Source organism: Marmoricola sp. Leaf446, assembly GCF_001424755.1.
Taxonomy (GTDB): Bacteria; Actinomycetota; Actinomycetes; order Propionibacteriales; family Nocardioidaceae; genus Marmoricola.
Genome location: NZ_LMRF01000001.1, coordinates 690,888 through 708,160 on the forward strand (window position 1 = coordinate 690,888; position 17,273 = coordinate 708,160).

Consider the following 17,273-nt stretch of genomic DNA (forward strand, 5'->3'; position numbering starts at 1 on the left):
CGGCGCGAGTGGATACTGCGCACCTGACGTCACCGACGACGCCAGGACCGGGGAGGCCCACATGTCCGTCGCACCTGCCCGTCGTACGACGCGGGGTCGCCGCCGGCGGGCGCCGGTCGCGCTCCTCGCCGGCGCCGCCCTCGTCGCCCTCACCGCCTGTGCGGGCGGGGGACCGCAGCCGCAGCCCGCGAACAGCATCACGGTCTGGATCCAGGAGGACCTGCCGGAGCGGGTGGCGGCGACCCAGGCGATCGTGGACGACTTCACCGCCGAGACCGGGGTGGAGGTCGAGCTGGTCGCCGTGGCCGAGGACCAGTTCACCCAGCTGCTGATCTCCTCGGCGGCGGCGGGCGACCTGCCCGACGTCATCGGCGCGCTGCCGCTGGCGGCCGTCCGGACGCTGTCGGGCAACGAGCTCGTCGACACCGACGCCGTCGCCTCGGTGGTGGAGCGGCTCGACCCGTCGACCTTCGTCGACCGGGCCGTCGAGCTCACCCGCGACGGCGACGCGCAGCTGGCCGTGCCGAGCGAGTCGTGGTCGCAGCTGCTGTTCTACCGCAAGGACCTCTTCGAGCAGGCCGGCCTCGAGCCCCCCACGACGTACGACGCGACGCTGGCCGCCGCGGAGGCGCTCGACGACGACGACCTGGCGGGCTTCGTCGGCGGCACCGCCCCCGGCGACGCCTTCACCGAGCAGACCTTCGAGCAGGTGGCGCTCGGCAACGACTGCCAGCTGGTCGAGGACGACGGGTCGGTCGGGCTGGACAGCCAGCGGTGCGTCGACGCGCTCGACTTCTACGGCACCCTGGTCGAGGACTTCTCGGTGCCGGGGGCGCAGGACGTCGACACCTCGCGGGCGTCCTACTTCGCCGGGCAGGCCGCGATGTTCATCTGGTCGACCTTCGTGCTCGACGAGATGGCCGGCCTGCGGCCCGACGCCCGGCCGACCTGCCCGCAGTGCGAGGACGACCCGGCCTTCCTGGCCCGCAACACCGGCGTCGTCACCACCCTCGCCGGCCCGGACAACGCGGGTCCGGCCTCCTTCGGCGAGGTGACGTCGTGGACCATCACGGCGGAGTCCTCCACCCGGGCCTCGAGCGACTTCGTGGCCTACATGTTCGGCGACGGCTACGTGCCGTGGCTGCAGATCGCGCCCGAGGGCAAGGTGCCGGTCCGCACCGGGACCCCCGAGGAGCCGGAGCGCTTCTCGCGCACCTGGTCGACGCTCCCCGTCGGCGAGGGGGTGCCGCAGGAGGAGAAGCGGCCGCTCGCGGACTTCTACGACGACGACGTGCTGGCGGCGCTCGCGGCCGGTCCCGAGGAGTTCTCGCGCTGGGGCATCCCGCAGGGCCAGGGCGAGCTGCTGGGTGCGCTGCAGGGCGAGCAACCGGTGGCCGCGGCCGTGGACGAGGTGTCCTCCGGCGAGGACCCCGAGGAGGTCGCGCAGGACGCGGCGCAGGACGTCCGCTCGATCCAGGAGTCGCTGTCATGAGCACCTCGACCGACGTGACCAGGCCGCCGCGGCGGCGTACGCCCTCCACCCGGGCCCGCCAGGACGCCCGCACCGGCCTCGCGCTGATCTCGCCCACCCTCGTGGTGGTGGTCGTCGTGGTGGTGCTGCCGATCCTGTGGACGGTCTCGCTGGCCTTCCAGGAGGTGCGGCTGCTCGACCTGCGCACGGCCGGGGTGGTCGGCGACTACACGCTCGAGAACTTCCGCGACGTGCTCACCTCCGACGGCTTCCTCACCGCGCTGCTGACCACGCTCTTCTACGCCGTGGGCGGCACCGGCCTGGCGATCCTGGTCGGCCTGGTGGCCGCGCTGGCGCTGCGACGCCCGTTCCGCGGGCGCGGGCTGGTGCGCGCCGCGCTCCTGCTGCCCTACGTCGCCCCCGTGGTCGCCGCCGCCTTCGTGTGGACGACCGCGCTCAACCCGCAGTACGGCGTGGTCAACGCCTGGGGGACCGGCGCCCTGGGCTGGGAGGACCCGATCGCCTTCCTCAGCTCCCGGTCCGACGAGGTGTCGCTGCTGGGCCTGCGGCTGGAGGTGCCCACGGCGCTGCTGACGGTGATCGCCTTCGAGGCCTGGAGGTCGTTCCCGTTCGCCTTCCTGTTCCTCACCGCCCGCCTGGAGGCGGTGCCGGACACCTACGAGGAGGCGGCGCGCATCGACGGCGCGACACCGACCCAGCGGTTCCGCCACATCGTGCTGCCGCAGCTGGGGCCCACGATCGCGGTGCTGTGCGTGCTGCGGTTCATCTGGACCTTCAACAACTTCGACGACATCTACCTGCTGACCGGCGGGGGCGCGGGCACCGAGGTGGTGGCGGTCCGGGTCTTCACCTACCTCACCGCTCGCAGCGACATCGGCGCCGCGGCCGCCCAGGCCCTGGTCCTGGCGGCGATCCTGGCGGTGCTCGTCACGACGTACCTCAAGCTCTTCGGCCGGCGGGAGGAGCGGGCATGAGCGCCTCCAACCTCCGCAACACGGTCGAGGAGCGGGCGCTCGCGGTGCTCCGCCCGGTGGTGATCGGGCTGCTCCTGCTCGTGGCGCTCGTGCCGTTCTACTACATGGTGGTGCTCTCGTTCCGGCCGCTCGACAGCCTGGTGCAGGACCCCGGCCGGATGTGGGTGGGCCTCTCCGAGATCGACCCGGCCACCTACGCCGACGTGCTGCGCTCGGTCGACGCCGGCGGCCAGGGCTTCGCCTCCTTCATCCGCAACAGCCTGCTGGTCGCGGGCGGCACCGTGGTGCTCTCGCTGCTGGTCGCCGTGCCGGGGGCGTACGCCGTGAGCCGGCTCGACTTCTTCGGCCGGCGCCAGGTCTCGGCGCTGTTCCTGACCGTCTACTTCTTCCCCAGCATCCTGCTGGCCGTGCCGCTGTTCGTCTTCTACACGCGCATCGGGCTGCGCGGCTCGCTGGTCGGGCTGCTGCTCGTCTACCTCGCCCAGGTGGCGGCGGTGACGATCTACATGCTGCGCAACTACTTCGACACCATCCCGGTCAGCCTGGAGGAGGCCGCCGCGATCGACGGCTGCTCCCGGCTGCAGGTGCTGCGCCGCATCAGCCTGCCGCTGGCGCTGCCGGCGGTCGCCTCCAACGCGCTCTTCGTCTTCATGATCGCCTGGAACGAGTTCCTCTTCGCGCTGCTGTTCCTGGTCGAGGACCGCGACTCCTGGACGGTCTCCCTGGGCCTCTCGCAGCTGGCGGGCAGCATCGAGGTGCCCACCACCACGCTGATGGCGGGGTCGGTGATCCTGACGCTGCCGATCGTGGTGCTGTTCTTCCTCGCCGAGCGCTTCCTCGTGGGCGGGCTGACGGCCGGGGCCGAGAAGGGCTGAGCCTAGGGTGGGGGCGCGGGCCGGAGCGTCCGGTCCCGCGGGGAGGTAGGCACATGAGCACGGTCAAGGTGGCCACCACGGTCGACGCACGGGGCGGGATCCTGGTCGGCGACGACGGCTCACCGGCCTCGCAGGAGGGGGTCCGCTGGGCGGCGGACCTCGCCACGCGGCTGGGCGAGACGCTGCACGTCGTACGCGCCTGGTCGATCTCCTCGGCCCCGCGCCCCGCGAGCGCGACCGGCGGCTACGTGCCGCCGCTCACCGACTTCGAGCAGGCCGTCCTCGACCGGCTCCGTGACGACGTCGCCGCCGCCGGGGTGCCCGAGAGCGAGACCGTGCGGCTGCACGTCGTCCACGGCGCGGCCGGCCGACGGCTGCTCGAGGCAGCGGCCCACGCCGACATGCTGGTGGTCGGCACCCGCGGCGCGGGCGGCTTCCTCGGCCTGCGGATGGGCTCGACGGCCGACCAGGTGATGCGCCACGCGCCGTGTCCGGTCGTGGTCGTGCCGGTGCAGGGCGACGACGACCCGGACGACCTCGACACCCAGGTGCTCGCGACCGACTGACCCACCCTCGGGGTCCATGCCCCACCATGGACCCATGGAGCAGACCGCCGCCGCCCCGGTGCGCCTCTCGCTGCGCGGCCAGACCTACGTCGCCGCCGTGGCCGTCGCCGCCACCGTGGCCTTCGTCGTCGACTCGTCGGTGGCGTGGGTGGTGCTGCTGGTCCTGACACTGCCGCTCAGCCTGCTGGCGATGTGGGTCGGGTTCTACGCCGCCCTGGCCGTCGGCGCGCTGGTGGGCCACGGCCCCGAGGCGGTGTCGTGGCCGGTCGGGGTGGCCTGGGTCGCGGTGTGGACCACGACGGCGTGGATCAACGCGCGGCTGGCCGAGAAGGTGCTCCGGCGGGGCTGGGACGCGCTGCGCACCGCTCCGCGCAAGGAGGACGACGACGACTGGAGCGAGGACTGGTACGGCGACGCGGACGACCGCCCGCGTCCCTGACCTCCGGTCAGCTCAGCCCCGCCCGCTCTCGGTGTACGCCGCCGGGCCGGGGTCGGCGGCCGGGGGCGCGGCCCGGAGGGCGGCCAGCGCCGCCTCGACCCGCCGGGCGGTGAAGTCGGCGCAGCGCTCGCGGACCTCCGCCGGGGTGTGGAAGGCGACCGAGCGGATCTCGCGCTCCTGCCGCACCACGTCGTCGAGCACCGAGGCGTCCACGACGCCGCCGTCGAAGACCAGGCACAGGGCGTCGTCCCAGCCGCCCCAGGGCGGCAGCCAGTCGGTCAGCAGCAGCCGGCCGGGCTCGAGGTCGAGGGCCAGCTCCTCGCGGACCTCGCGGGCCACGGCCAGCTGCGGCGACTCGCCGACCTCGACGACGCCACCGGGCAGGTCGTGGTCGCGCTTGTAGGTCAGCTGGCACAGCAGCACCCGGTCGTCGCCGTCGCGGACCAGCAGCTGGCTGATGGCGCGCTTGCGCGGCAGGAAGGAGTTGAGCAGGGTGCGGAACCCGTCGGGGTCCTCCAGCGGGGTGTCGTCGACCAGCCGGGCGTAGACCACCCGGTCGGTGGCGGGCCGGTCGACCTCGCCGTCGGCGTCCGCGACGCCGCGGGCGACGCCCTCGCGCATCAGGCCCGAGAAGGTCGCGACGCGCTGGGCCTGGTCGTCGTCGGGGTCGACGTGGGTCTCGACCCGGGTGGCGCCGCCCTTGAAGGCGGACTCCACGACGCGTCGCACCTCCTCGGAGCAGACCTTCAGGCCCTGCTCCTGCAGCGCCGGGGGCCAGGACACCCGGACCACGCCGGGCGCGACGGAGGTCAGCTCGGCACGCACGAGGCCCACCCTAGTGACCGGCGGGGGAGCGGCTCAGAGCAGCCAGATGGCGAGCACACCGGCCGCGACGGCGGCCGGCGCGACCAGCAGCCCCTCGAGGCCGAAGCGCAGCGCGCTGATCGGCAGACCGCGCCGGCGGCAGCTGCGCAGCCACAGCAGGTTGGCCAGCGACCCCCACGCGAGCACGACCGGGCCGACGTTGACGGCGACCAGTGCGGTGAGCAGCCGGTCGGTGCTGCCGGCGAACGGCTCCACCACGAGGTAGGCCGGCAGGTTGTTGACGACGTTGGCCAGCACCGTGGTGACGCCTGCCAGCTGGGCCACCGACCCCGGCGAGGACCCCTGGCCCAGCGCCGCGGTGAGCACCGGCGCCCCGACGTCGACCACCACGTCGGTGACCGCGAACAGCACCACGGCCAGCACGATCACCGACCACGGCAGCAGCGCGAGCAGCCGGCGCGGGGTGACGACCGCGGGTCGGCGTACGGCGAACCCGGCGACCAGCACGACCGCGGCGACCAGGGCCGTGAGCCACGGGGGCGTGCCGACGACCACGGCCGGGGCGACCAGGGCGACCACCACCGCGGCCAGCAGCACGAGCGGCCGGTCGGCGTCGGGCAGCCCCCGGGGCACCACGTAGCGGCCGACCAGCGCCCGCCGGTGCCGCAGCAGCAGCACCACGACGACGACCGCGAGCACGGCGAGCTGGGGCGCCCAGGTCCGCGCCAGGAACTCCAGCGGGTGCAGGTCGAGCCGCTCCTGGGCCAGCAGGTTGGTCAGGTTGGAGACCGGCAGCAGCAGCGAGGCGGAGTTGGCCAGCCAGATCGCGGCGAAGGCGAACGGCAACGGGCTCAGCCGCAGCTCCTGGGCCAGGGCCAGGCCGATCGGGGCGAGCAGCACGGCGGTGGTGTCGATGCTGAGCACCCACGTGCACACCGTGGCCAGCACCACGAACAGGCCGAAGAGCAGCAGCCGGCTGCCGCCCGCGGCGCGGGCCGCGAGGTGCGCCCCGACGTCGAACAGGCCAGCCTCGTCGCACAGGTCGGCCACCACCTGGATCAGCGCGAGGAACAGCAGCACCGGCCAGACCCGGTCGGCGACCTCGAGCAGCGACGGGCCGACCGCGTCGAGCCCGCCGCTCACCGCCGGGCGGAGAGCCAGACGGTGCCCAGCGGGGGCACGCGCAGCGACGCCGAGGCGGGCTGGCCGTGGTGCGGCTCGGCGTGGGCCGTCACCGTGCCGAGGTTGCCGACGCCGGAGCCGCCGTAGGCCTCGGCGTCGGTGTTGATGACCTCGCTCCACTCCCCGGCGAAGGGCAGCCCGAGCCGGTAGGACTCGCGCGGCTGGCCGGAGAAGTTGGTGACCGAGACCAGCGCGCTGCCGTCGTTGCCCCAGCGGACGAAGGCCACGGTGTTGCCCCCGGAGTCGTCGGCCTCGAGCCAGGTGAAGCCGGCGGGGTCGGAGTCCTGCGACCACAGCGCCGGGCTGTCGAGGTAGACGCTGTTGAGGTCGCGCACCAGGCGGCGCACGCCCTCGTGGTCGGCGTCGCCCAGCAGCCACCAGTCGAGCTCGCGCTGCTCGGCCCACTCCTGGTCCTGGGCGAACTCGGTGCCCATGAACAGCAGCTGCTTGCCCGGGTGGGCCCACTGCCAGGACAGGAACGCGCGCACGTTGGCCAGCTGCTGCCAGCGGTCGCCGGGCATCTTGCGCAGCAGCGAGCCCTTGCCGTGCACGACCTCGTCGTGGCTGATGGGCAGCACGAAGTGCTCGGAGTAGGCGTAGACCATCGAGAAGGTGACCTCGTGGTGGTGGTAGCCGCGGTGCACGGGCTCGCGGGCGACGTAGCTCAGCGAGTCGTGCATCCAGCCCATGTTCCACTTCAGCCCGAAGCCGAGCCCGCCCTCGCTGGTGGGGCGGGTGACGCCCGGCCACGAGGTCGACTCCTCGGCGATCGTGACCGCGCCGGGGACGTTCTTGTAGACGGTGCCGTTGAGCTCCTGCAGGAAGTGCACCGCCTCGAGGTTCTCGCGGCCGCCGTGCACGTTGGGCTCCCACTCGCCGGGCTCGCGGGAGTAGTCGAGGTAGAGCATCGAGGCCACCGCGTCGACGCGGATCCCGTCGACGTGGAACTCCTGGAGCCAGTAGAGCGCGTTGGCGACCAGGAAGTTGCGGATCTCGCGGCGGCCGAAGTTGAAGACGTAGGTGCCCCAGTCGGGGTGCTCGCCGCGGCTGGGGTTGGGGTCCTCGTAGAGCGGCGTGCCGTCGAAGCGGGCCAGCGCGAACTCGTCCTTGGGGAAGTGGGCCGGCACCCAGTCGACGATGACGCCGATCCCCGCCTGGTGCAGCGCGTCGACGAGCCGGCGGAAGCCGTCGGGGTCGCCGAAGCGCGAGGTGGGGGCGTAGTAGGAGGTCACCTGGTAGCCCCACGACCCGCCGAAGGGGTGCTCCATCACCGGCAGCAGCTCGACGTGGGTGAAGCCCATCTCCACGACGTACGCCGTGAGGTGCTCGGCCAGGTCGTCGTAGGTGTAGGTCGACTCGCCGGGCCCGCGGGGGTGGTGCCGCCACGAGCCGAGGTGGACCTCGTAGACCGACATCGGCTGCTGGTCGTGCCGGGTGTTCTCGGCGCGCTCGGCCATCCAGGCGTCGTCGGACCAGGTGTGGGTGCTCGCGAAGGTCACCGACGCCGTGTGCGGCGGCACCTCGGTGTGGAAGGCCATCGGGTCGGCCTTGTCGCGCCAGTGACCGTCGGCGCCGCGGACGTGGAACTTGTAGGCCTCGCCCGACCCGGCGCCGGCCACGAAGCACTCCCACACGCCCGAGTCGCCGCTCTGCACCATCGGGCTGCGGCTGCCGTCCCAGTCGTTGAAGCCGCCGCGCACCTGCACCTCGAGGGCGTGCGGGGCCCAGACCCGGAAGGTGGTGCCCTCGGTGCCGACGTGGGCGCCCAGGGCGTCCCAGAGCCGCTCGTGGCGGCCCTCGTTGATCAGGTGCAGGTCGATCTCGCCGAGCAGCTCGTGGGTCGTGGGGTCGTCGGTCATGCGTGGTCTCCGATGCGTGAGATGGCGGCGAGCGGGATGTCGACCCAGGTCGGGCGGTTGCGGGCCTCGTAGCCCACCTCGTAGACGGCCTTGTCGGCCTCGTAGGCGTCGACGAGGGCGCGCTCGGCGTCGGTCATCGCCGACCCGCCCGCCTCGACCCGACGCTCGACGTAGCCGTGGAGGAACGCGGCGCGGTTGCGCTCGCGCCACTCCCGGGCGCGGTACTCCACCTGCGGGCCGGGGTCGCCGAGCTCGTGGAGGTCCTTGACCACCGACTCGACGGCGTAGTCGAAGGAGCGCAGCATGCCCGCGACGTCGCGCCAGGGGGAGTCGGGCAGCCGGCGCTCCGAGAGCGGCTTGGCCGGCTCGCCCTCGAAGTCCACGAGCTTCCAGCCGCGGGCGGTGCGCAGCGTCTGGCCGAGGTGCAGGTCGCCGTGGACGCGGTGCACCTCCTGGCGGCCGAGATCACCGAGGTCGGCGAACACCCGCCGCAGCGCGTCGGCGTGGGGCGCCAGGTCGGGCACGCCGGCCAGCTGGGCCTCCAGCCGCACCCGCATCTGCTCGGCCAGCGACGCGCCGTCGACGGTGTCGTGGCCGAAGTGCTCGCGCAGCACGACGTGGACGTCGGCGACCGCGGCGCCGAGCCGTTCGGACTCGCCGGCGAAGTCGCCGCCCACCTCGTCGGCGTGCAGGTCGGCCTCGCTGAACAGGTTGCGCACGCTCGACAGCGCGAGGTCCCAGCCGTCGGCGGCGGTGCGCAGGAACTGCTGCAGCATCGCGAGGTCGTCCTCGCCGGCCTGCACCCAGCCGTAGAGCGCGGCGACGTTGGGGTTCTCGGCCTCGGTGAGGACCTTGTGGATCTCGATGTCGGGGTTGCGGCCGCTGGTGACCTTGCGGAACACCTTGAGCAGGCTGTCGTCGCCGAAGGCCACCGAGGAGTTGCTCTGCTCGCCGCTGAACAGCGTCGAGTGCACATCGGTGGCCAGCTCGTGGTCGCCGATGCGGTGGAAGGTGGTGCCGCCGTACGCCTGCTCGCCGCCGCTCGGGGTGGAGCAGAAGGTCTGCAGGTAGACCGCCATCGCCTCGCGGTCGTGCACCGCGTCGTAGGTCCAGCGCTCGCCGGCGTCGGGGTCGAGGTCGTCGGTGCCGTGGCCGACGAGCGCGTGGCCGATGCGGTGCTGCTCCTCGCCGTGGTGCACCAGCGGCATCTGGTAGCGCTCGGTGCTGCCGTCGGGGTAGGTGACGGTGAGCAGGTCGATGGTCACCGTCGGCGGTCCCGGCAGCGTGGCGACCCGGACGACGTCGGTGACGTCGTGGTCGCGGCCCTTGCCGGCGAACCAGCGCGCCTGGGCCAGGTAGGCGGTCATCTGCGGGTGGCTGCTCGTCGAGGTCATCGCGGCACTCCTGTCGAGTCGTCGGTGCCGACGCCGGGCAGCCGCATCCAGTAGAAGCCGTAGCCGCCCAGGGTCAGCAGGTAGGACATCTCCCCGATGCGCGGGAACCGGACCCCGCCGAGCAGCTCGACCGGGGTCAGGCCCTCCCAGCGACGCAGGTCCAGCTCCACCGGCTGCGGGAAGCGGGAGAGGTTGTTGACGCACAGCACGGTGTCGGTACGCCCGGTGTCGGGATCGGTGTGCTGGCGGACGTAGGACAGCACCGAGGGGTTGGACCCCCCGAGGTCGGAGAAGTCGCCGAGACCGAAGCACGGGTGCTGCTTGCGGGCCTGGATCATCCGGCGCGTCCAGTGCAGCAAGGAGGACTGGTCGTCCAGCTCGGTCTCGACATTGACGCGTTGGTACCCGAAAACGGGGTCCTGGATCGTCGGCAGGTGCAGCCGGCCGGGGTTGGCGCGGGAGAAGCCGGCGTTGCGGTCGGGCGTCCACTGCATCGGGGTGCGCACCCCGTCGCGGTCGCCCAGCCAGATGTTGTCGCCCATCCCGATCTCGTCGCCGTAGTAGAGCACCGGCGAGCCCGGCAGGGAGAGCAGCAGCGCGGTGAACAGCTCCATCCGGTCGACGTCGTTGTCGAGCAGCGGCGCGAGCCGGCGGCGGATGCCGATGTTGGCCTTCATCCGCGGGTCGCCGGCGTACTCGGACCACATGTAGTCGCGGTCCTCGTCGGTGACCATCTCCAGGGTCAGCTCGTCGTGGTTGCGCAGGAAGATGCCCCACTGGCAGCCGGAGGGGATCGCGGGGGTCTCCTCGAGGATCTCCGAGATCGGGAACCGGTTCTCCCGGCGCACGGCCATGAAGATGCGCGGCATCACCGGGAAGTGGAAGGCCATGTGGCACTCGTCGCCGCCGACGGACGCGTCGCCGAAGTACTCCACGACGTCGGTGGGCCACTGGTTGGCCTCGCACAGCAGCACCCGGCCGGGGTAGTGCTCGTCGACGAAGCGACGCACGGCCTTCAGGGCGGCGTGGGTCTCGGGGAGGTTCTCGCCGTTGGTGCCGGGCCGCTCGAACAGGTAGGGCACGGCGTCGAGCCGGAAGCCGTCCAGGCCCATGTCGAGCCAGAACGCCATCGCCTCGAGCATCGCCTCCAGCACGGCCGGGTTGTCGAAGTTGAGGTCGGGCTGGTGGGAGAAGAACCGGTGCCAGAAGTACTGCTGGCGCACCGGGTCCCAGGTCCAGTTGGAGGGCTCGGTGTCGACGAAGATGACCCGCGCCTCGGCGTACAGGTCGTCGTCGTCGGACCAGACGTAGAAGTCGCCGTAGGGCCCCTCGGGGTCGGCGCGGCTGGCCTGGAACCACGGGTGCTGGTCGCTGGTGTGGTTCATCACGAAGTCGATGATCACGCGGATGCCGCGCTGGTGGGCCTCGGCGACGAAGACCTGGAAGTCCTCGACCGTGCCGACCTCGGGCTGCACGCCGGTGTAGTCGGCGACGTCGTAGCCGCCGTCGCGCAGCGGCGAGGTGAAGAACGGTGGCACCCACAGGCAGTCGACGCCCAGCCACTGCAGGTAGTCGAGCTTGTCGGTCAGGCCGCGGAAGTCGCCCACGCCGTCGCCGTCGGAGTCGTTGAACGAGCGGACCAGGACCTCGTAGAAGACGGCCGTCTTGAACCAGTCGGGGGTCTCGCCCTCGACGACCTGGGGCGACTCCTCGGAGGGGTGGGTCGTCACGCGCCGGCCGCCGGGGGGCGGCGCACGGCCAACACGTGGGCGGGCTCCACCCACGGGTCGAGGTGCACGTAGTTGTGCGCGCCCCAGGTCCAGTCCTGGCGGGTGATCTCGTCGTGCACGACGTAGCTGTCGTGCCACTCGAAGCCGAGCGCGGGCAGGTCGAGGTGCACGGTGGTGGTGTGGGCGGCGTAGGGGTCGACGTTGAGCACCACGATCACGGTGTCGACGGTGCCGTCCTCGAGGTGCTCGGACTTGGAGAAGACCAGCACCGCCTCGTCGTCGCTGCTGTGCAGCGTCAGGTCGCGCAGCTGTTGCAGCGCGGGGTGCGCGGCCCGGATCTCGTTGAGCCGGGTGAGGTACGGCGCCAGCGTCTCGCCCCGCTCGGCGGCACCCTCCCAGTCGCGGACCTTGAGCTGGAACTTCTCCGAGTCGAGGTAGTCCTCGGTGCCCGGGCGCAGCGCCACGTGCTCGTAGAGCTCGTAGCCGGCGTACACCCCCCAGGCGGGCGAGCTGGTGGCGGCCAGGGCGGCGCGGATCTTGAAGGCCGGCGGGCCGCCGTACTGCAGGAACGCGGGGAGGATGTCGGGGGTGTTGACGAAGAAGTTGGGGCGCAGCACGTCGGCCGTCTCGCGGGCGACCTCGTGGAGGTACTCCGCGATCTCCCAGCGGGCGTTGCGCCAGGTGAAGTAGGTGTAGCTCTGGTGGTAGCCCACCGTGGCCAGCGCCTGCATCATCGGCGGCTTGGTGAACGCCTCGGAGAGGAACAGCACGTCGGGGTCGGTGGCGCGGACGCGGCCGAGCAGCCACTCCCAGAAGGCGACCGGCTTGGTGTGCGGGTTGTCGACGCGGAAGATCCGCACGCCGCGGTCCATCCAGAACCGCAGCACCCGCTCGCACTCGGCGTAGATGCCCTCGGGGTCGCGGTCGAAGTTGATCGGGTAGATGTCCTGGTACTTCTTCGGCGGGTTCTCGGCGTAGGCGATGGTGCCGTCGACGCGGACGGTGAACCACTCGGGGTGCTCGCGGGCCCAGGGGTGGTCCGGCGCCGCCTGGAGGGCGTAGTCGAGCGCGACCTCGAGCCCGACCCGCCGCGCCTCGGCGAGGAAGGCGTCGAAGTCCTCCAGCGTGCCGAGGTCGGGGTGGACGGCGTCGTGGCCGCCGTGGCGGCTGCCGATGGCCCACGGCGAGCCGACGTCGTCGGCCGTGGGCGTGAGCGTGTTGTTGGCGCCCTTGCGGTTGACCTCGCCGATCGGGTGGATCGGGGGCAGGTAGAGCACGTGGAAGCCCATGTCGGCGATCGACTGCAACCGGGCCGTGGCGGTGCGGAAGGTGCCGGAGACGAGCTTCCCGGTCGTGGCGTCGACGTGGGCGCCCTCGGAGCGGGGGAAGAACTCGTACCAGCTGGAGTAGAGCGCGCGCTCGCGGTCGGCGAAGAAGGGGTAGGGACCCTCGGTGCTGAGCAGCTCGCGCAGCGGGTGGGCGGCGAACACCTCGGCCAGCTCGGTCGTGGTGGTGGCGGCGAGACGGGCCTCGACCGGGCGAGTGGAGTCCTCGACGGCCCGCCTGGTGTCGGCCAGCACCTGCGCCTGCGCCGCGTCCACGCCGTCCTCGGCGGCGACGCGGTCCAGCAGCAGCACCAGCTCGGCGAACATCACCTCGACGTCGACCCCGGCCTCGACCTTGATCGGGCCGTCGTGCAGCCAGGTGCCCAGCGGGTCGCCCCAGGCCTGCACCTCGAAGGTCCAGGGACCCTCGGTGTCGGGCCGCACGGTGGCGGTCATCCGGGAGACCTCGTCGGGCACGGCGACCATGCGCTGCGGCGTACGACGGGTGCCGGAGGGATCGGTGAGGACCACCTCGGCGCCGAGCTGGTCGTGGCCCTCGCGGAAGACCAGCGCGGCCACCTCGAAGCGCTCGCCGACCGTCGCCTTCGCGGGGTTGCGTCCGAGGTTGACCACCGGGGTCACGTCCATGACGGGAATGCGTCCGACCATGGCCCCACCCTCGCGGAGCGCGAGGCCGCGCGCAAACGTCGGGCCCGGCTCGCGCCCGACTCGGGCGAAGCCGTTGGATCGATCCAAGACTTCGGTTACGGTGCTGCCCGTGCGTGCCATCCGTCGATTCACCGTCCGCCCCGTCCTGCCCGCCAAGCTCGCCGTGCTGAGCGACCTGGCCCTCAACCTGCGCTGGTCGTGGAGCCCGGAGACGCAGGACGTCTTCGCCGCCGTCGACCCCGAGGTGTGGCGCGCCAGCGGGCACGACCCGGTCAAGCTGCTCGGCGCCGTCTCACCGGACCGCCTCGAGGAGCTCGCCGGCGACCGCCGCTTCCTCAAGCGCCTCCAGCTGGCCGCGGCCGACCTCGACGACTACCTGACCTCCGACCGGTGGTTCCAGAAGCAGGCCGCGGGACGCGGGCGCAAGGACGAGGGTGACGCCGACCTGCCGCGCGCCGTGGCCTACTTCAGCTCAGAGTACGGCATCACCTCGGTGCTGCCGCAGTACTCCGGCGGCCTCGGCATCCTCGCCGGCGACCACCTCAAGACCGCCAGCGACCTCGGCATCCCGCTGATCGGCGTCGGGCTGCTCTACCAGATGGGCTACTTCCGCCAGTCGCTCTCGCGCGAGGGTTGGCAGCAGGAGAGCTACCCGGTGCTGGACCCCGACGGGCTGCCGATCGTGCCGCTGCGCGAGGCCGACGGCGCCCAGGCCACCGTCGAGATCGCCGTGCCCGGCGAGCACACGATGGTCGCCCGCGTCTGGATCGCCCAGGTGGGACGCGTGCCCCTGCTGCTGCTCGACACCGACGTGGAGGAGAACCCCCAGCACCTGCGCGAGGTCACCGACCGGCTCTACGGCGGCACCACCGAGCACCGGCTGCAGCAGGAGCTGCTGCTCGGCATCGGCGGCGTGCGCGCCGTCCGGGCCTACTGCCGCCTCACCGGTCACCCCGACCCCGAGGTCTTCCACTGCAACGAGGGCCACGCCGGCTTCCTCGGCGTCGAGCGGATCCGCGAGCTCACCGTCGCCGAGGGCGGCCCGGCGCTCGACCTCGACACCGCGCTCGAGGTCACCCGCGCCGGCAGCGTCTTCACCACCCACACCCCGGTGCCCGCCGGCATCGACCGCTTCCCGCGCCAGCTGGTCGAGCAGTACTTCGGCGGCCACGGCGCCGCTCCCGGCGTACCCGTGGACCGGATCCTGGCGCTGGGCGCCGAGGACTACCAGGGCGGCGACCCCGGGGTGTTCAACATGGCCGTGATGGGCTTCCGCCTCGCGCAGCGCGCCAACGGCGTCTCGCAGCTCCACGGCGAGGTCAGCCGCGGCATGTTCAACGGCCTGTGGCCGGCCTTCGACGAGGCCGAGGTGCCGATCACCTCGATCACCAACGGCGTGCACGCCCCGACCTGGGTCGGCCGCGAGGTGCTCGAGCTCGCCGACAAGCACGGCGACGACGTCTGGGCCGCGGTCGACAAGGTCTCCGGCAAGGACCTGTGGGCCACCAAGCGGGTGCTCCGCGGCAAGCTCGTCGACGACGCCCGCGCCCGGCTGCGCCGGTCGTGGCTGGAGCGGGGTGCGGCCCCGGCCGAGCTGGGCTGGATCGACACCGCGCTCGACCCCGACGTGCTCACCATCGGGTTCGCCCGCCGGGTCCCGTCGTACAAGCGGCTCACGCTGATGCTGCGCGACCCCGCGCGCCTCAAGCGGCTGCTGCTCGACCCCGAGCGCCCGGTGCAGCTGGTCATCGCCGGCAAGTCCCACCCCGCCGACGACGGCGGCAAGCAGCTGATCCAGCAGATCGTGCGCTTCGCCGACGACCCGGAGGTCCGCCACCGGATCGCCTTCCTGCCCAACTACGACATCGCCATGGCGCAGCCGCTCTACCCCGGCTGCGACGTGTGGCTGAACAACCCGCTGCGCCCCTACGAGGCGTGCGGCACGTCGGGCATGAAGGCCGCCCTCAACGGCGGGCTCAACCTCTCCATCCTCGACGGCTGGTGGGACGAGTGGTACGACGGCAGCAACGGCTGGGCCATCCCCTCGGCCGACGACGGCAGCGGCGCGGGCGCCGAGCTCGACAACGGCCGGCGTGACGACCTCGAGGCCGCGGCGCTCTACGACCTGCTCGAGAAGGACGTCACCCCCCGCTTCTACGACCTCGACGGCGACGGCGTTCCGCTGCGCTGGATCGAGATGGTGCGCCACACCCTGAAGTCGCTCGGCCCCAAGGTGCTCTCCACCCGCATGCTCAAGGAGTACGTCGAGAAGCTGTACTCGCCCTCCGCGGTGGCCTCCCGTGCGCTCGACGACTCCTACGACGGCGCCCGCGAGCTCGCCGCCTGGAAGTCGCGGGTGCGCCAGGGCTGGGGCGAGGTCCGGGTCGACCACGTCGAGAGCGGCGGCCTGCCCGACGCGCCCGAGATCGGCGCCTCGCTCGAGGTCCACGCCTTCGTCTCGCTCGGCTCCCTCGCCCCCGAGGACGTGCGGGTCGAGGTGGTCCACGGCCGCGTCGGCCTCGACGACTCGCTGACCGACACCTCCGCGGCCCCGCTGGCCCTGGGGGAGTCCTACGAGGGCGGCCGCCACCGCTTCGACGGCGCCGTCCCGCTCTCCCGCGCCGGCTCCTTCGGCTACACCGTCCGTCTCCTCCCCAGCAACCCCGACCTCGCCTCGCCCGCTGAGCTGGGGTTGATCGCGCTGGCGTGAGGGGGCAGTTTCCCCGGCTAGCCGGGGAAACTGCCCGTCGGTGTCGGGTGTCGGTCGTCGAGGGGTAGTCCTGACGACCGTGGTCTGACAGTGAGGTCACCAGCCGGGGAGCCGTCCTTCGCGGACCGTCCAGAGCCGTGGCTCGTGGCGCCGCGCGGCGCGGTCCGCAGCCGCGAGGAGTCGCCCGGCGACCTCGCTCTCGTCGCCGGGCCCCTGGCCCACGACCGTCACGTGCTCGAGGCCGACCGTGAGCAACGCCTCCTTGCGTCGCTCGTCGCGCCGGTGGCGCGCGGCGCCTCGGTGGGCGGCACCGTCGTAGTCGGCCGCCACTCCGCGCACCGGGTCCAGCAGGTCGGGCGTGGCCAGGTGTCGACCGTCGGGACCCAGGACCATCCAGTTGCAGCGGGGTCGGCCCAGGTCGGCGACGTCGGTCCACACCCACCGGAGCCAGGTCTCCCGGGGGGACAGGCTGCGGGGGTCCGCCGCCTGGATCGCACCGAGCGCCTCGGACCGCCGAGTCCGGGGGAGGTCGTCCCACGTCAGGGAGCGCAGCCGGTCGTGACGTACGACGCCCGCAGCGAGCGCCATGTCCACCGCGACCAGCGCCGCGGTGGCGTCCGTGGGCTGCCCGAGCTCCCACAGCAGCGCGGCGTACGGGTCGGTGCAGGGGACGCCGTACTGGACCACCACCGCGGGTGTGGCCGAGGCCCGGACGGCCCGACCACCGGGGAAGGGGTGCAGCGTGCGCCCGGGCGGCAGCACCAGGGGAACGGGGCGGTCTCCCCGCCGGCCGACGCCGTCGAAGTACGCCGCCCCGTGCAGGCGCAGGCTGGCCCAGCCGCCGACGGCGCCCCCCGGTGGGAGGCGCTGGGCCTGCTCGAGGATCCGCTGCTCGACGCTCGTGGGCGTGCCCGCGGGGACGTGGAACCCGGGCGTCGTACGACGGAAGCCGGGCCCGCGTGCCTGACCCGGTGTCGGGCCCGTCCTCCCCGAGGGGTCTGGGCGCCGCGGGACGACGAGACCGGTCGGCGGGTCGGCGACGGGCCGGAAGTGGTCGGACACCCCTCGACCCTCGCGCCTGTGGGGGAGCAGCGGGGGGGTGCGTCGTACGGCTGTGGAGAACTCACTGGCAGACCTCGGTCGTGGAACCGTGCGCACACGACCCTCACCTGACATCGGCGGGCAGTTTCACCGGCCAGCCGGTGAAACCGCCCGCCCCGTAGGCTCGCCGCC

At 72.8% G+C, this 17,273-nt stretch carries 13 protein-coding genes; 6 read left to right on the forward strand and 7 right to left on the reverse strand.

The genetic code is table 11. The features are described from left to right. The first annotated feature begins 61 nt into the window (after positions 1-61). From ASG49_RS03215 to ASG49_RS03235, 5 genes are read left to right on the forward strand one after another with little or no spacing between them, the layout of a single operon-like run. Positions 62-1,492, forward strand: a complete 1,431-nt coding sequence (locus ASG49_RS03215; RefSeq protein ID WP_056536996.1) for an ABC transporter substrate-binding protein — start codon at positions 62-64, stop codon at positions 1,490-1,492. Then, positions 1,489-2,466 carry a carbohydrate ABC transporter permease gene (locus ASG49_RS03220; protein WP_056536999.1) on the forward strand — a complete coding sequence of 326 codons (978 nt, stop codon included), beginning with the start codon at positions 1,489-1,491 and terminating at the stop codon, positions 2,464-2,466. The genes ASG49_RS03215 and ASG49_RS03220 overlap by 4 nt, the downstream gene beginning before the upstream one ends. After that, positions 2,463-3,341, forward strand: a complete 879-nt coding sequence (locus ASG49_RS03225; protein ID WP_056537002.1) for a carbohydrate ABC transporter permease — start codon at positions 2,463-2,465, stop codon at positions 3,339-3,341. The genes ASG49_RS03220 and ASG49_RS03225 overlap by 4 nt, the downstream gene beginning before the upstream one ends. 53 nt (positions 3,342-3,394) lie before the next feature. Beyond that, a complete protein-coding gene (locus ASG49_RS03230; protein ID WP_056537005.1) occupies positions 3,395-3,907 on the forward strand; it encodes a universal stress protein in 513 nt (170 codons plus the stop codon). Between the two features lie 34 nt (positions 3,908-3,941). Next, entirely contained in the window at positions 3,942-4,346 is a 405-nt protein-coding gene (locus ASG49_RS03235) for a hypothetical protein (RefSeq protein WP_056537008.1), read from the forward strand. A 12-nt stretch (positions 4,347-4,358) separates the two neighbouring features. Here ASG49_RS03235 and ASG49_RS03240 read toward each other — a convergent pair whose 3' ends face one another. From ASG49_RS03240 to ASG49_RS03265, 6 genes are read right to left on the reverse strand one after another with little or no spacing between them, the layout of a single operon-like run. After that, positions 4,359-5,171, reverse strand: coding sequence for an NUDIX hydrolase (locus tag ASG49_RS03240; protein ID WP_235561882.1), 813 nt, complete (start codon positions 5,169-5,171; stop codon positions 4,359-4,361). A gap of 33 nt (positions 5,172-5,204) precedes the next feature. Next, positions 5,205-6,314: an SLC13 family permease gene (locus tag ASG49_RS03245; protein WP_200936186.1), complete on the reverse strand. Its 1,110-nt coding sequence runs from the start codon at positions 6,312-6,314 to the stop codon at positions 5,205-5,207. Next, entirely contained in the window at positions 6,311-8,212 is a 1,902-nt protein-coding gene (glgB, locus tag ASG49_RS03250) for a 1,4-alpha-glucan branching protein GlgB (protein ID WP_056537014.1), read from the reverse strand. The genes ASG49_RS03245 and glgB overlap by 4 nt, the downstream gene beginning before the upstream one ends. Beyond that, on the reverse strand, positions 8,209-9,606 hold the full coding sequence (locus ASG49_RS03255; RefSeq protein ID WP_056537017.1) for a hypothetical protein: 1,398 nt from the start codon (positions 9,604-9,606) through the stop codon (positions 8,209-8,211). Before ASG49_RS03255 ends, glgB begins: the two co-directional genes overlap by 4 nt. Next, complete coding sequence (treS, locus tag ASG49_RS03260) at positions 9,603-11,336, reverse strand: maltose alpha-D-glucosyltransferase (RefSeq protein WP_056537020.1); 1,734 nt, start codon at positions 11,334-11,336, stop codon at positions 9,603-9,605. The genes ASG49_RS03255 and treS overlap by 4 nt, the downstream gene beginning before the upstream one ends. Further along, entirely contained in the window at positions 11,333-13,330 is a 1,998-nt protein-coding gene (locus ASG49_RS03265; protein ID WP_056537023.1) for an alpha-1,4-glucan--maltose-1-phosphate maltosyltransferase, read from the reverse strand. Before ASG49_RS03265 ends, treS begins: the two co-directional genes overlap by 4 nt. A gap of 109 nt (positions 13,331-13,439) precedes the next feature. On the opposite strand from ASG49_RS03265, the gene glgP reads away from it, so the two are divergent. After that, positions 13,440-16,040 (forward strand): alpha-glucan family phosphorylase, encoded by a 2,601-nt coding sequence (gene glgP, locus ASG49_RS03270; RefSeq protein ID WP_056539679.1) that lies wholly within the window; start codon positions 13,440-13,442, stop codon positions 16,038-16,040. Positions 16,041-16,136: 96 nt separating this feature from the next. On the opposite strand, the gene ASG49_RS03275 is transcribed toward glgP, so the two are convergent. Next, positions 16,137-17,102, reverse strand: coding sequence for a hypothetical protein (locus tag ASG49_RS03275; RefSeq protein ID WP_056537026.1), 966 nt, complete (start codon positions 17,100-17,102; stop codon positions 16,137-16,139). Positions 17,103-17,273: the final 171 nt, after the last annotated feature.

Coding starts and splice junctions, on each gene's coding strand:
- ASG49_RS03215 (WP_056536996.1), top strand. CDS start 62: ATGTCCGTCGCACCTGCCCGTCGTACGACGCGGGGTCGCCGCCGGCGG.
- ASG49_RS03220 (WP_056536999.1), top strand. CDS start 1,489: ATGAGCACCTCGACCGACGTGACCAGGCCGCCGCGGCGGCGTACGCCC.
- ASG49_RS03225 (WP_056537002.1), top strand. CDS start 2,463: ATGAGCGCCTCCAACCTCCGCAACACGGTCGAGGAGCGGGCGCTCGCG.
- ASG49_RS03230 (WP_056537005.1), top strand. CDS start 3,395: ATGAGCACGGTCAAGGTGGCCACCACGGTCGACGCACGGGGCGGGATC.
- ASG49_RS03235 (WP_056537008.1), top strand. CDS start 3,942: ATGGAGCAGACCGCCGCCGCCCCGGTGCGCCTCTCGCTGCGCGGCCAG.
- glgB (WP_056537014.1), bottom strand. CDS start 8,212: ATGACCGACGACCCCACGACCCACGAGCTGCTCGGCGAGATCGACCTG.
- ASG49_RS03255 (WP_056537017.1), bottom strand. CDS start 9,606: ATGACCTCGACGAGCAGCCACCCGCAGATGACCGCCTACCTGGCCCAG.
- ASG49_RS03265 (WP_056537023.1), bottom strand. CDS start 13,330: ATGGTCGGACGCATTCCCGTCATGGACGTGACCCCGGTGGTCAACCTC.